This is a genomic window from Bradyrhizobium sp. AZCC 2230, from assembly GCF_036924495.1.
GTDB lineage: Bacteria > Pseudomonadota > Alphaproteobacteria > Rhizobiales > Xanthobacteraceae > Bradyrhizobium > Bradyrhizobium rifense.
Genome location: NZ_JAZHRS010000001.1, coordinates 5,126,860 through 5,139,850, shown reverse-complemented (window position 1 = coordinate 5,139,850; position 12,991 = coordinate 5,126,860). Strand labels below are relative to the sequence as shown.

At 64.4% G+C, this 12,991-nt stretch carries 13 protein-coding genes; 9 read left to right on the top strand and 4 right to left on the bottom strand.

Going from position 1 to position 12,991, the window contains the following annotated elements:
• The 4 genes from V1280_RS24680 to V1280_RS24665 all read left to right on the top strand — a co-directional run bounded on the left by V1280_RS24680 (nt 1) and on the right by V1280_RS24665 (nt 5,081).
• Nucleotides 1–1,659: a hydantoinase B/oxoprolinase family protein gene (locus tag V1280_RS24680; protein ID WP_334530061.1), complete on the top strand. Its 1,659-nt coding sequence runs from the start codon at nt 1–3 to the stop codon at nt 1,657–1,659.
• 440 nt (nt 1,660–2,099) lie between these two features.
• Nucleotides 2,100–3,815, top strand: a complete 1,716-nt coding sequence (locus V1280_RS24675; protein ID WP_334530058.1) for a pyrroloquinoline quinone-dependent dehydrogenase — start codon at nt 2,100–2,102, stop codon at nt 3,813–3,815.
• Nucleotides 3,816–3,950: 135 nt separating this feature from the next.
• The gene (locus V1280_RS24670) at nt 3,951–4,277 is read left to right on the top strand and encodes a c-type cytochrome (RefSeq protein ID WP_334530055.1); all 327 of its coding nucleotides are present in this window, start codon (nt 3,951–3,953) and stop codon (nt 4,275–4,277) included.
• A 36-nt stretch (nt 4,278–4,313) separates the two neighbouring features.
• Nucleotides 4,314–5,081 carry a substrate-binding periplasmic protein gene (locus V1280_RS24665; protein ID WP_334530052.1) on the top strand — a complete coding sequence of 256 codons (768 nt, stop codon included), beginning with the start codon at nt 4,314–4,316 and terminating at the stop codon, nt 5,079–5,081.
• A gap of 43 nt (nt 5,082–5,124) precedes the next feature.
• Here the strand turns inward: V1280_RS24665 and V1280_RS24660 are convergent, their stop codons facing one another.
• Nucleotides 5,125–5,769 (bottom strand): glutathione binding-like protein, encoded by a 645-nt coding sequence (locus V1280_RS24660; RefSeq protein ID WP_334530049.1) that lies wholly within the window; start codon nt 5,767–5,769, stop codon nt 5,125–5,127.
• 107 nt (nt 5,770–5,876) lie between these two features.
• Between V1280_RS24660 and V1280_RS24655 the strand changes: the two genes are divergently transcribed.
• Nucleotides 5,877–6,557, top strand: coding sequence for a TetR/AcrR family transcriptional regulator (locus tag V1280_RS24655; protein ID WP_334530046.1), 681 nt, complete (start codon nt 5,877–5,879; stop codon nt 6,555–6,557).
• Between the two features lie 11 nt (nt 6,558–6,568).
• Here V1280_RS24655 and V1280_RS24650 read toward each other — a convergent pair whose 3' ends face one another.
• The gene (locus V1280_RS24650) at nt 6,569–8,536 is read right to left on the bottom strand and encodes a methyl-accepting chemotaxis protein (protein ID WP_334530043.1); all 1,968 of its coding nucleotides are present in this window, start codon (nt 8,534–8,536) and stop codon (nt 6,569–6,571) included.
• 105 nt (nt 8,537–8,641) lie between these two features.
• Nucleotides 8,642–9,607 carry a 2-hydroxyacid dehydrogenase gene (locus V1280_RS24645; protein ID WP_334530041.1) on the bottom strand — a complete coding sequence of 322 codons (966 nt, stop codon included), beginning with the start codon at nt 9,605–9,607 and terminating at the stop codon, nt 8,642–8,644.
• 144 nt (nt 9,608–9,751) lie between these two features.
• On the opposite strand from V1280_RS24645, the gene V1280_RS24640 reads away from it, so the two are divergent.
• The 4 genes from V1280_RS24640 (at nt 9,752) to V1280_RS24625 (ending at nt 12,496) form a co-directional block, all read left to right on the top strand.
• Nucleotides 9,752–10,120, top strand: coding sequence for a YciI family protein (locus V1280_RS24640; RefSeq protein WP_014492384.1), 369 nt, complete (start codon nt 9,752–9,754; stop codon nt 10,118–10,120).
• Nucleotides 10,117–11,418, top strand: a complete 1,302-nt coding sequence (locus V1280_RS24635; protein WP_334530036.1) for an RNA polymerase sigma factor — start codon at nt 10,117–10,119, stop codon at nt 11,416–11,418. Before V1280_RS24640 ends, V1280_RS24635 begins: the two co-directional genes overlap by 4 nt.
• An 89-nt stretch (nt 11,419–11,507) precedes the next feature.
• On the top strand, nt 11,508–12,044 hold the full coding sequence (locus V1280_RS24630; RefSeq protein WP_334530033.1) for an SRPBCC family protein: 537 nt from the start codon (nt 11,508–11,510) through the stop codon (nt 12,042–12,044).
• A gap of 38 nt (nt 12,045–12,082) precedes the next feature.
• Entirely contained in the window at nt 12,083–12,496 is a 414-nt protein-coding gene (locus tag V1280_RS24625) for a VOC family protein (protein ID WP_334530030.1), read from the top strand.
• 72 nt (nt 12,497–12,568) lie between these two features.
• Here the strand turns inward: V1280_RS24625 and V1280_RS24620 are convergent, their stop codons facing one another.
• Nucleotides 12,569–12,916 carry a hypothetical protein gene (locus V1280_RS24620; RefSeq protein WP_334530027.1) on the bottom strand — a complete coding sequence of 116 codons (348 nt, stop codon included), beginning with the start codon at nt 12,914–12,916 and terminating at the stop codon, nt 12,569–12,571.
• Nucleotides 12,917–12,991 lie beyond the last annotated feature (75 nt).

The window sequence follows — 12,991 nt, the reverse complement described above, 5'->3', positions numbered from 1 at the left end:
ATGAGCAAGGCAAAAGGCGCGAGCCTGATCGACCTCCAGATCATGTGGCACCGGCTGATCGCCGTGGTCGAGGAGCAGGGGCAGGTGCTGCTCCGCACCGCGTTCAGCCCGATCGTGCGCGAATGTGGCGACCTCTCCGCCGGCGTGTTCGATCTTAAGGGGCGGATGCTGGCGCAGGCCGTGACGGGCACGCCCGGCCACGTCAACTCGATGGCGGAATCGGTCAAGCACTTCATCAACCACTTCCCGCTCGAGACGATGAAGCAAGGTGACGCCTACATCACCAACGATCCCTGGATGGGCACCGGCCATCTCAACGACTTCGTCGTCACCACGCCCTGCTTCAAGGACGGCAAGATCGTCGCGCTGTTCTCCTGCACGAGCCATCTCATGGACATCGGCGGCATCGGCTTCGGTCCCGACGCCACCGACGTGTTCATGGAGGGGCTCTACATCCCGATGCTGAAGCTGATCGACCAGGGCGTCGTCAACGAGACGCTGATGGCGATGATCCGCACCAACACGCGGCTGCCGATCGACACCGAGGGCGACACCTATTCGCTCGCCGGCTGCAACGACGTCGGCTGCGAGCGCCTGGTCGAGATGATGACCGAGTTCGGCATCGACACGCTCGACGAGCTCGGCGACTACATCTGCGACCGCTCGCGCGAGGCTGTGCTCGCGGAGATCGCGAAGTTGCCGAAGGGAAGCTGGCGCAACAGCATGGTCGTGGACGGCTACGATGCGCCAGTCACGCTGGCGGCGACGCTGACGATTTCGGATGCCGGCATTCACGTCGATTTCGACGGCACCTCCGCGGCTTCAAAGTTCGGCATCAACGTGCCGCTCTCCTACACTACGGCCTATACCATGTTCGGCCTCGGCTGCGTCGTCGCCTCGCAGATCCCGAACAATGCTGGCTCGCTCTCGCCGCTAACGGTGTCGGCGCCGTCGGGAGCAATCCTCAACGCACCGAAGCCGGCGCCGGTGGCGTCGCGCCACATCGTCGGCCAGATGCTGCCCGATGTCGTGTTCGGCTGCCTGCGCCAGATCATTCCCGAGCGCGTGCCCGCGGAAGGCACCTCGTGCCTGTGGAATCTGAACGTGCGCGGCCAGACCCGCTCGGGCGTCGGCGGCAATTACGGGTTCTCGATGGCGGTCACGTCCAACGGCGGCACCGGCGCGCGTTTCGGCAAGGACGGCTTGTCCGCGACCGCCTATCCCAGCGGCGTGCGCGGCACGCCGGTCGAGATCGCCGAGACGCAGACGCCGCTGATCTTCTGGCGCAAGGAGCTGCGTCCGGATTCCGGCGGAGCAGGGCGCACACGCGGCGGCCTCGGCCAGATCATCGAGGTCGGCACCGGCATCGATGCGCCCTTCGACATTCTCGCGGCGTTCGATCGCATCGACCATCCGCCACGCGGACGCGATGGCGGCCAGAACGGCGAGGCCGGTTATGTCGGCCTGAAGTCCGGCCAGAAGATGCGCGGCAAGGGCTTTCAGACCATTCCGCCGGATGACCGGCTGGTGGTGATGACCCCGGGTGGCGCCGGCATCGGCGATCCTCGGGAGCGTGCGCCGGAAAGCGTGCGCGACGACATCGAGAGCGGATTGGTGTCTTCAGACAATGCCGTGGCGATCTATGGGCGCGCGGGGTGAGTTGACTCGACTCCATCGCCTGTGTCGCGCCGCTCTATCTCGTCATGATGATCGACTTCGCGCTGCCGCCGTCGATCTGACCGAGCATCGCCATGGTGCCGAATGTGCTTTACGGCTAACCTGCGTCAGTCCGTCGATTGAGACGAAACGGTCAGTGCCGCTGCCGTTTCAAATGCGCCCTCGTGCGTCGAATTCGCGCCGCGCGTCCGTTCCGTCTTTGCACTCCCTGCGATCCGGCGTACGCTATGCCCGCGAGCAGAAGTGCAATAGCGACCACTCCAGTGAACGTAACTCCTTTGGGACTATGCGCCGAAAGGGGGGGATATTCGTTGGCAGCTCATGTCCGACGGAGAACAATCGACGTGTACTGAACTGCGGACACCCCTCGCTGCGGCGCTTGCAAGACGCAATCCACAAACACAAAGCGGGAGGAAGTGCATATGAGGAAGCAGTGGCTTTACTCGGGCTTACCTGTTCTCGTCGCTGCGACACTTGCGGCGTCGGCTGCGTGGGCTCAAGCCGTGGATACTGCCCGGATCGAGGCAGGCGGTCAGAACGATTGGCTCACCTATCACGGCTCATACAAGTCGTATCACTACAGTCCTCTGTCACAGATCAATACCGGTAATGTGAGCAATCTGGGGGTCGCCTGGATCCACATCCCCGGGCGTTCGACCCGGGGGCTGCAATCGATGCCGCTCGCGGCCGATGGCGTGCTCTACTACACCGGCTCCTATAGCCGCACCTTTGCGCTGAACGGCGCTACCGGCGAGGTGATCTGGTCCTACTTCCCCGAGCTGGATGAAGCCTTGGTCGCGCGGCAGACCCATTCGCCCTACAATCGCGGTGCCGCCCTCGGAGAGGGAAAGGTCTATGTGGGGACAATGGATGGCCATCTCATCGGGCTCGACATGAAGACCGGAAAGGTCATGTGGGACACCAAGCTGATTGATTCCCAGAAGCTGACCGTTGGGTTCACCGGAGCGCCGCTTTACGCCAAAGGCACGGTGGTGATCGGCGCGCAGGGCGGCGAATGGCCGGGCCGGGGTCCGATCTTCGGCGTTGATGCCACCACCGGCAAGAAGAAATGGGAATTCCTGACGGTTGCTGGCACCGACGAGGCCATGAAGACCTGGGGCAATGACTCCTGGCGCACCGGCGGCGGCGGCGGATGGATGCCGGGCACCTACGATGCTGAGAACAACACCATCCTGTGGGGCACTGCCAACCCGGCGCCGCTCTACGACTGGTCGGGAGCCGATTACAAGACACAGGGCGCGCGTCCGGGAGACAATCTCTACACCACCTCGGTGATCGCGCTCGATATCGATACCGGCAAGCTGAAATCCTATCACCAGGAGCTGCCTCACGACGCCTGGGACTTCGACAGCGCGGTCGGCGAGTTCGTTATGCTCGATCGCGACGGCCAGAAGTACATCGTCCATCCGAACAAGAGCGGATACATTTTCGTCTATGACCGTAACCTCGGCGTCAAGAACGTGTGGCGGATCACGCAGAACAGCAATTTCGTCAAGGACATTGATCCCAAGACGGGTGAGCTGATCGGCCGTCGCGACTTCTCCGCCGGCAAGGTTTCCGAGCCGTTGTGCCCGCACATTTCCGGTGGGGTGAGCTGGAACGCCGGGTCGTACAACCCGAAGACAGGGCTCTATTACAAGCTCGGCCAGGAATGGTGCATGACGCTCGAGGTTCAGAAGACGACTCCGATCGTTGCTCCTCAGGCTCAGCTCAACATCGGCGCCGACTTCAAGATCGCGCCGCCGCCTGGCGGTGAGATCTATGGCCATCTCGACGCGCGCGACCCCATCACCGGCGCCAAGAAGTGGGAAGTCCGCTTCCCTGAGCCACCGCTCGGAAGCGTATTGTCGACCGGAGGCAATCTGGTGTTCGTGCCGGATTCGCGGGGCACAGTTCATGCCTACGATGCCGACTCCGGGGCCGAGCTGTGGAGCCACGGCGACGGCACCGGCCATCAGGGCGGCATCATCAGCTATTCCGCCAATGGCAAGCAGTACGTAGCGGTCGTCGCCGGCTTCGGCGGCATGGCTTCGGACGACTACGCGCCGACCTTCGGCGGCGTCTACAAGAGCATGCCGCGCGACGACGGCGCGCTCGTCGTTTACAGTCTGAAATAGGGCCCTCGTGACGCCGGGAGGGAACGGCGTGACGCCGCTCCCTCCCATCAAAGCGGGGCTGATGAGCCTCGACGCGAATCGGATTCCTGAGAGGTAGGTTTAGCCGGTATGCGATTGGCTCGGAACATTACGACATTGTCGACGCCGACACTTGCCGTGCTTCTCACGATTTCAGCATTGCCGTCTCGCGCGCAGCAGCCTCCGCCGCCCGCACCGGATAGTGGAGAGCTCGATGTCGGACAGTTGTTCGCGACGACCTGCGGCTGGTGTCACTCCGCCGGCGGTCGTGCCGCGGGCAAGGGGCCGCAGCTCATGGACACCAAGCGAGATGACGACTTCATGCGCAACCGCATCAAGAACGGCAAGGAAGGCGCGATGCCCGCCTTCGGCGCGGCGTTCAGCGATGCGCAGATCGACGAGATTGTCAAATACATCCGTGCCCTGAAGCCAACTGAGGGCTAAACCGGCAAACCAGTACTGATCCACACCGGAAATCTCATGAAGACCTGTCTCCACTTCGTGGTCGGCGCCCTGGTTGGACTAATTGGTGTGGCGCAGGCCCGTTCCCTCGGTGCGATCCACGACTCCGGTGTGCTCGGACTATGCGTCCACCCTAACTCGCTGCCCTTCGCCAACAAGGCCGGTGACCCTCCGGGATTTCAGATCGAGTTGGGCGGCGCGCTGGCACGCGAGCTCGGCGTCTCGCTGCGACTCGACTGGATCATCACCCAGTATCAGATGCGAAGCGCCGGCTGCGACATTCTGCTGGATGTCATCGCCGACCGCGAGGCGCAAGGCGAAACCCGCTTGAGGATCTCAAAACCGTACTATCGCACGGGTGTCGCGCTCGCCGTGCCGTCATCCAGCACGCTCGCCTCGTTCCAGGGCCTCAACGAGCATACCAAGGTGGGGGTGCAGGTCGGATCCGTCGCAGCCATGATCATCGGTCAACGGCACGTGCCGACGTCGACCTTCGGCTTCGAGAGCGACAGCCTCGACGCGCTGTCAAACCATGAGATCGATGCCGCTGCGGTCACACCCACGGTGGCGAGCTATTTCAATCTGACGCATCCAGACAAGGCGCTCCGCATTCTGGATCGCGACGAGAGCGTGGCCGATCTCAACTGGAACGTCGCCGTCGGCATGGTCCGTCCCGATGATGCGTTGCGCGAAGCTATCGATGGCGCGCTTGAGCGATTGCGAAACGACGGAACGATCGATCGGATATACGGCCGCTACGGGGTCGTACTGCAAGCGCCGAGGTAGCTACCGCCGTCCCGGTCGGGGACGGCGGGTTATTTCGATGTCGCTACGCCGCCGCCTTCTTCCGCGCCTGCTCGGCCTTGTACAGCTCGAACTCCTCCGCGATCGCTTTCACGATCGACGGCCGCTGGCGCAGGCGCTCGTAATAGGCCTTCACGTTCGGCCATTTCGAAAGCTCGATCGGCGGCGTCGCCATGGTCCAGTTGATGACCGTGACGAGATAGGCATCGGCAACGCTGAAATGGTCGAGCAGGAACTCGCGCCCCTTCAGGTAGTTGTCGAGATAGTCGAGCCGCGACAGGTTCTTCTCCAGCACGTAGGCTTTCACGTCCTGCGACGCCTTGCGGTCGAGCACGGGCACGAACAGGCCCTTGTGCAGCTCGGTGCCGATGAAGCAAAGCCATTGATGCAGTCGCGTGCGATCGATGCCCGCCGTGGCGCCGAGGCCGGATTGCGGAAAACGGTCGGCGACGTATTGCAGGATCGCGGCGTTCTCGGTCAGCACCACGCCATCGTCGGTGCGCAGCGTCGGTACCAGGCCGATCGGATTGACGGTGCGAAAGTCGGAGCCGTCCTTCAACACCGTCTTGGTCGGCGGATCGACTTCGAGATAATTCGCCTCGGCGCCGGCCTCGTAGAGCGCGACGCGCGTCGCCATGGAGCAGGCGAGCGGCGAGAAATAAAGATCCATCGTGGGCCTCCTTGGGCAATTCTCTTTGTGAGTGTCGCTCAACCTGGCCAGATTGATTTTTGTACCATCTTGCATAATATGGGGTCGGTCAAGGATTAATTTGCGACATGGTACAAAAATCAAAGCCGCCAGCTGCTGCCACTGAGCCCGAGCGACGCGGCGAACCCGAGCGCCGCAGCGAACCTAAGCGCCGCGGGCGGCCGCGCGCCTATGAGCCCGAAATCGCGCTCGGCAAGGCACTCGATCTCTTCCGCAAGCAGGGTTTTGCCGCGACATCGCTCGACGATCTCAGCGAGGCCACCGGCATGAACCGGCCGAGCCTTTACGGCGCCTTCGGCGACAAGCGCGAGCTCTACATCAAGAGCTATCAGCGCTACCGCGAGGATGCGCGCGCCTCGATGGTCGCGATCTTTCGCGAGGAGATGCCGGTGCGCGAGCGGCTTGCGCGCATCTATGCGTCCGCGCTGAACATTTATCTGTCAGGCGAAACCGGCCCGCGCGGCTGCTTCACGGTCGTCACCGCGGCGTCCGAAGCGGTGAGCGATCCCGAGATTCGCGCCATGGTGCTGGAGGGCCTGACCGAGCTCGACAAGGCATTCGCCAACTGCTTCCGCCGCGCCAAGGAGAACGGCGAGCTACCTGCGAGCGCCGATCCTGCCGTGCTCGCGCAACTCGCCTCCGCTACCATCCACACCATCGCCATCCGCTCCCGCGCGCGCGTCTCGCGCAAGGAGCTGGAGGGAATCGTGAAGGGCGCGATTGACGTGATGGTGGGGGCTAAGCCTTAGCCGTCGCCTAATTACGCCGCCCGGATCTGCGCCAGGAAGCGATCCACCTCGTCGCGCAGGCGCTGCGACTGCTTTGACAGCTCGATCGCCGAGACCAGCACCTCTTCCGCGGCCGTGCCCGTGGCGGCGATGCCGTGGGTGACGCCTGCGATGTTCTGCGAAACCTCGCCGGTGCGCGCGGCTGCCTGCTGGACGTTCTGCGCGATCTCCTGCGTTGCCGTGCCCTGCTGGCCGACGGCCGCCGCGATCGCGGCGGAGATTTCGTCGACCTGCTGAATCGTCGCGCAGATCGACTGGATGCCCTCGACGGCGCCGGTGGTCTCGCCCTGGACGGCCGTCACCTGCGCGCCGATCTCCTCCGTCGCCTTTGCGGTCTGGGTCGCGAGCGCCTTGACTTCGGAGGCGACCACGGCAAAGCCGCGGCCGGCTTCGCCCGCGCGCGCCGCCTCGATCGTCGCATTCAGCGCCAGCAGATTGGTCTGGCCCGCAATGCTGTTGATGAAGGAGACGACGTCGCCGATTTTCTGCGCGGCGTCGGCCAGGCTCTGCACCCGCTCGTTGGACTGCCGGCCGTCGCTGGCGGCCTTGCCCACGACCTCGGTCGCATGCGCCAGCCGCCGGCTGATCTCGGTCATCGACGAGGACAATTCTTCGGCTGCGGCTGCCACCGTCTGCACGTTCTCCGAGGCCAGCGCCGAGGCCGACGACACCGCGCGGGTCTGATTGCGCGACTGCGCGACGATATCGGACATCGAGCGCGCGGTGTGCTCCATCTCGACCGCGGCCGAGGACACCGTGGTGACGACGTCGCGGATGCTGGCCTCGAAATTGTCGGCGAGCGCGGCAAAGGCGCGCCGCTTCTCCGCCTCGGACTGCGCCTTGGCCTCGAGCTGATCGGCCTGGAGCTTGCTGAAATTCACTGCGTTGTCGCGGAACACAGCGACCGCCTTCACCATCGCGCCGACTTCGTCGTTCGCCTTGCTTTCGGGGACGGCGACGTCGAGCCGGCCGTCGGCGAGCTCGCGCATCACGCTGGTGATGGAGAGGATCGGCCGCGAGATGCCGCGGGCAATGAGATAGCCGACGATCGCAGCCAGCATGAGCCCGAGCGCGGCGATCGCGATTGCGAGCATCCAGGCGCGGTCGGCGGAGGCCTCGTAATCGGAATTGTCCATCACCAGCTCGACGGCGCCGAGCGGTTTTCCGGAAAAATCCTTGATCGGCCCCAGCAGCGCGGCGATCGGCGTCGCATCGAGCTTGGCCTGCATCACGGTGAAGCCGCCGCCGGCGGCGCGACCGTAATCGGCCGCGTCGAAGAAGCTCTTGCCCTTCAGCGTGCCGCCGAACAGCTTGAAGCCCGAACCGTCGGCGAGATGGAAGGCGATGTCGACATGGCGGTTGGTCTTGAAATCGTCGAGGAAGGACTGGCCGAAGGTCAGGCCGAATTCCACCGAGCCGAGATGTTTGCCGGCTTGTGCAATCGGCACCACGCCGCGGATGCCCAACCCGGCCACGCCGCCTTCGAGGCCGACGACGACCTTGTGCTCCTGATTGGCGTCGACGACGGTCTTGCGGAAGCTCGAGAGATCATCGCCGAACTTCGCCGGCTGGTGCACGCGCAGGAAGGAGGTCGCAGGCGGCGTGTGGAATTGGAATTGCTCGACGCCGTACTCCGATTTGGTGGCGGCGAACACCGGCCCGAACAGGCGCACCAGCGCCTCGCGATCCTGCCTGGCCATCGCCTCCTGCGTCGCAGGCATCGCAGCCACGACCGCGCTCATGGCGGCGGCGCGATGGGACTCTTCGGCGATCCGCGACAGCAGCGCATCATAATGGCTGTGCAGCTCGCGCTGGTCGGCGCGGTCGATGATGCCCGCGATGATCCACATGGCCCCGAGCACCGCAATCAGTGCGGTGGCCGCTGCCGTCAGCGCCAGCGCCACCGTGATCCGCATCCTGAGGCCGAGGGGAGAGCGCATGTCCGACCCGTTCGATGAGCATTGATTAACAATGCCTATCAACTTCTCGCTAAGAGAGGGTGAACGGGGAGGATGGAGCGGGGGTTGTGGAGGGGCTATGGAGCTTTAATACCCCCGCCCGCGATCCACGACATTCTCCAGCGCGCCCCCCGCCTCGAACGTTGCGATCTGCTCGGCGACATAGGCCGAGATCGCATCCGCGTCCGTGTCGGCGGCGTTGTGCGGGGTCAGCACGACCTTGGGATGGGTCCAGAACCGGCTGTCCTTTGGCTGCGGCTCCTGCACGAAGACGTCGAGCGAGGCCGCGCCCAGTGTGCCGTCGTCGAGGCAGGCCAGGATGTCGGCTTCGTTCTGCAAGCCGCCGCGGCCGGCATTGATCAGCACGGGCGCGCCGAGCGGACTCGTGCGGTTGAGCTTTGTGAAGACGTCGCGGTTGAGAATGCTGTTTGTGTCTGGCGTCAGCGGCAACAGTGACACCAGAATGTCGGTCTTGCGCAGGAACGCATCCATTCCGGCTGTGCCGTGGAAACATTCGACGCCCTCGATCGTGCGCGGACTACGGCTCCAGCCGGCGACGCGGAAGCCGAGCCGCCGCAGCACGTCGGCGGCATCAGCGCCCAGCGTGCCGAGCCCCATCATGCCGACCGTGACCGCGCTCGCCGGCCACTGATATGTCGGCTCCCAGCGTTTGGCGCGCTGCGAGTCCCGCAGGTAAAGCTCCTGGCGGTGGTGCATCAGCACGTGCAGCACGACATATTCGGTCATGCGGTTGGTGAGATCGGGCACGGCGACGCGCACCAGCGGCACGTTGGGCAGGCTCTTGTCCGCCATCAGCGCATCGACGCCGGCGCCGAGATTGAAGATCGCCCGCAGATTCGGAAAAGAGCCGAGGTCGCCCGGTACCGGCTTCCACACCGCGGCATAGTGCACCTCGGCCGGATCGAGCCCGGCAGCCGGCAGCAGCACGACACGACGGCCGCCGCAGACCGCGTCGAACCGGGCCTTCCAGCGCTCCGGCAGCCAGTTCTGCTGCGTGCTGTTGATCAGGACGGCCAGTGTGCCTTTGGTCATTCTAAGTGCCTCGTCGGGTTCCGCTTTTGAAGGCCCTCCTTGGCACGATCCGTCGGATTTTTCTTGCAATTTTTTTCCGCAGCCCTGTCGGGGCGGGGCATAGTGGATCGTCTTTAAAACAAGCGTTCAGGGAAGGTGCTGCCCATGCTTTATGCGATCCTTTGCTATCACGACGAGGACTTCGTCGGCTCCTGGAGCAAGGACCAGGACGAGGCCGTGATGAAGAAGCTCGCCGTGGTGCAGGATAAGCTCACACAGCAGGGCCGGCTTGGCCCGGTGGCGCGGCTGCTGCCGACCACCGCGGCGGCGACCTTGCGCAAGGAAGACCCGCCGCTGGTGCTCGATGGCCCCTATGCCGAGACCAAGGAGCAACTGCTCGGCTTCTACATCGTCGACTGCAAGAATCTCGACGAGGCGCTCGACGTTGCGCGCGACCTTGGAGCTGCCAATCCCGGTGGCGCCTATGAGGTGCGGCCCGTCGGCGTGTTCAGGCCCGGGGGAATTTCAGCGTGAGCGAAGCCGACACCGGCTGGATCGAGACCGCGCTGACCTCGGCGCGACCCCAGGCGGTGGGTGCGCTGCTACGCTATTTCCGCGATCTCGATACGGCGGAGGAGGCGTTTCAGAACGCCTGCCTGCGCGCGCTCAAGACCTGGCCGCAGAACGGGCCTCCGCGCGATCCCGCGGCCTGGCTGATCATGGTCGGCCGCAACGTCGCGATCGACGAGGTGCGCCGCAACCGCAAGCAGCAGCCGCTGCCCGAGGACGACCAGGCGATCTCGGATCTCGACGATGCCGAAGGCGCGCTCGCCGAGCGGCTCGACGGCTCGCACTACCGCGACGACATTTTGCGGCTGATGTTCATCTGCTGCCACCCGCAATTGCCGGCGACGCAGCAGATCGCGCTGGCGCTGCGCATCGTCTCAGGCCTGACAGTCAAGCAGATCGCGCGCGCTTTCCTGGTCTCGGACGCCGCGATGGAGCAGCGCATTACCCGCGCCAAGGCCAAGGTCGCGGAAGCCGGGACACCTTTCGAGACACCGGGGCCGGTCGAGCGCTCCGAGCGGCTCGTCGGCGTCGCCGCGATGATCTATCTGATCTTCAACGAGGGCTATTCGGCTAGCGGCGACACGGCCGAGATCCGCAAGCCGCTGTGCGAGGAAGCGATCCGGCTGGCGCGGCTGTTGCTGCGCCTGTTCCAGAGCGAGCCTGAGATCATGGGCCTGACGGCCCTGATCCTGTTGCAGCACGCGCGCAGCGACGCGCGCTTCGCCAAGGACGGCTCGCTCATTCTCCTGGATGACCAGGATCGCGCGCTGTGGAACCGCAACATGATCGCGGAGGGGCTGGCGCTGATCGACAAGGCGATGCGCCATCGCCGCAGCGGGCCCTACCAGATTCAGGCCGCGATCGCCGCGCTGCATGCGCGCGCGTCGACGCCGGACGAGACCGACTGGACCCAGATCGACCTGCTCTACGGTGCGCTCGAAGTGGTGCAGCCCTCGCCGGTGGTGACGCTCAACCGCGCGGTCGCGGTGTCCAAGGTGCGCGGGCCGCAAGCCGCGCTCGACCTGATCGAGCCGCTGGCGCCAAAGCTCGCCAACTATTTTCATTTCTATGGCGTGCGCGGCGCCTTCCTGATGCAGCTCGGCCGCAACGACGAGGCCCGCGTCGCCTTCGACCGCGCCATCGCGCTCGCCAACACCTCGGCCGAGGCGGCCCACATCCGCATGCACATTGATCGGCTGATCAGGGACAGCCAGCCGAAAGGAGCCAATGGCGGCGCCAGGCAGGGCGCGAAGGCCAAGTGACGGGCAAAGCGACGGCCGAAATTTCGTTCCGGCAATTGTCGGCCCCCGCCGTCTCCCTTCGTCTTAATCCCGTATCCAGGGAGTCCTTCATGCTGAAAGCTATTGCCATTGTCGCCATCGTGCTCGCGGTCGGGGTCGCGGGCATCCTCGTCTTCGCCCTCACAAAACCCGGCACATTCCGTGTCGAGCGTTCGCTCGCGCTGAAGGCGCCGGCCGAGGCGATCTATCCGCTCGTCTCCGATTTTCACTTCTGGACCAGCTGGTCGCCCTATGAGGGGCGCGATCCCGCCATGAAGCGCACCTTCGGAGGAACTGCGGCTGGGAAGGGCGCGACCTATGCCTGGGACGGCAACAACAATGTCGGCGCCGGCCATATGGAGATTCTCGAGGCGAGCACGGCGTCGAAACTCCGCATCAAGCTCGATTTCGAGCGGCCTTTCGAGGGCCACAACACCGCCGAGTTCACCTTTGTGCCGCAAGGCGATGCCACACTGGTCACGTGGGCGATGTACGGTCCGGCGCCCTTCATGTCCAAGCTGATGCAGGTCTTCATCAACATGGACAGCATGATCGGCAAGGATTTTGAGGCCGGCCTCGTCAGCCTGAAGAAGCTGACCGAGAAGTAGGGCCGGTCATGGCCCAGAGAAGCGAACAGGAGAGAACGATGCTCAATCCCTATCTGTTTTATCAGGACACCTGCGAAGCGGCATTCAACTTCTACGCCAAGGTTCTCGGCGGCAAGATCGAGATGATGCTGCGTGCCTCCGAGGGGCCGCCGGATATGCAGCCCTCGCCAGGCCGCGAGAAGATGATCATGCATGCACGAATGTCGCTCCCTGGCGGCAGCGTGCTGATGGCGTCAGACGCGCCGCCGGAGCATGTCCAGAAGCCGCAGGGCTTTTCGATCTCGCTGACGATCACCGACGTTGCGGATGCCGAGCGCAAGTTCAACGCGCTCGCCGACGGCGGCACCGTCACCATGCCCTTCAGCAAGACGTTCTGGGCCAAGGGCTTTGGCATGTGCGTCGACAAGTTCGGCATTCCCTGGATGGTGAACTGTCCCGCTGAAGGAATGTGAGCGCAAGGCTCCGTTGATTCCCCGAGCTGCAGCTTCCTCTCTCCATTGTCGTGAGAGAGGGAGCGCGCCTCGTCAGCGGATCGATCCGGTCACGTCCTCGCCCGGCGGCTGCGTCACGCAGCTGCGGCAGATCACGAGCTTCGAGCCGAGTTGCCTGTCATTCTCGGCCTCGATCTCGTCCTGGACAGCCCACCATGCGTCGGAATAGGGACGCAGCGTGCCCAGCGCCCTTTGCCGCTCCACATTGGGATCGCTCTCTGGAGCTCCGTGATTGGCAAGGCGGCGTTTTGTGACAGCAGGACGATTGGGATCCTGACCGAGTCCGTCCCACGCGATCGGGCGACGCTCCGCCGCCGGCGCGCTTGCGCATCCCGCGAGCGCTGCGCAAAAACTGAGCAAGACGAGAATGTGTCGAGCCATGCCGAACCTGCCGTGCGGTGTGCCATTCAAATCAGCGCGGAAAACTTTGCATCGCGACGCTTACCCGGGACTTAA

What these genes read in the sequence shown, in the direction of transcription:
- V1280_RS24655 (WP_334530046.1), top strand. Translation starts at nt 5,877, where the DNA reads ATGGTACAAAAATCAAAGCCGCCAGCTGCTGCCACTGAGCCCGAGCGA.
- V1280_RS24680 (WP_334530061.1), top strand. Translation starts at nt 1, where the DNA reads ATGAGCAAGGCAAAAGGCGCGAGCCTGATCGACCTCCAGATCATGTGG.
- V1280_RS24665 (WP_334530052.1), top strand. Translation starts at nt 4,314, where the DNA reads ATGAAGACCTGTCTCCACTTCGTGGTCGGCGCCCTGGTTGGACTAATT.
- V1280_RS24640 (WP_014492384.1), top strand. Translation starts at nt 9,752, where the DNA reads ATGCTTTATGCGATCCTTTGCTATCACGACGAGGACTTCGTCGGCTCC.
- V1280_RS24625 (WP_334530030.1), top strand. Translation starts at nt 12,083, where the DNA reads ATGCTCAATCCCTATCTGTTTTATCAGGACACCTGCGAAGCGGCATTC.
- V1280_RS24675 (WP_334530058.1), top strand. Translation starts at nt 2,100, where the DNA reads ATGAGGAAGCAGTGGCTTTACTCGGGCTTACCTGTTCTCGTCGCTGCG.
- V1280_RS24645 (WP_334530041.1), bottom strand. Translation starts at nt 9,607, where the DNA reads ATGACCAAAGGCACACTGGCCGTCCTGATCAACAGCACGCAGCAGAAC.
- V1280_RS24620 (WP_334530027.1), bottom strand. Translation starts at nt 12,916, where the DNA reads ATGGCTCGACACATTCTCGTCTTGCTCAGTTTTTGCGCAGCGCTCGCG.
- V1280_RS24660 (WP_334530049.1), bottom strand. Translation starts at nt 5,769, where the DNA reads ATGGATCTTTATTTCTCGCCGCTCGCCTGCTCCATGGCGACGCGCGTC.
- V1280_RS24630 (WP_334530033.1), top strand. Translation starts at nt 11,508, where the DNA reads ATGCTGAAAGCTATTGCCATTGTCGCCATCGTGCTCGCGGTCGGGGTC.
- V1280_RS24650 (WP_334530043.1), bottom strand. Translation starts at nt 8,536, where the DNA reads ATGCGCTCTCCCCTCGGCCTCAGGATGCGGATCACGGTGGCGCTGGCG.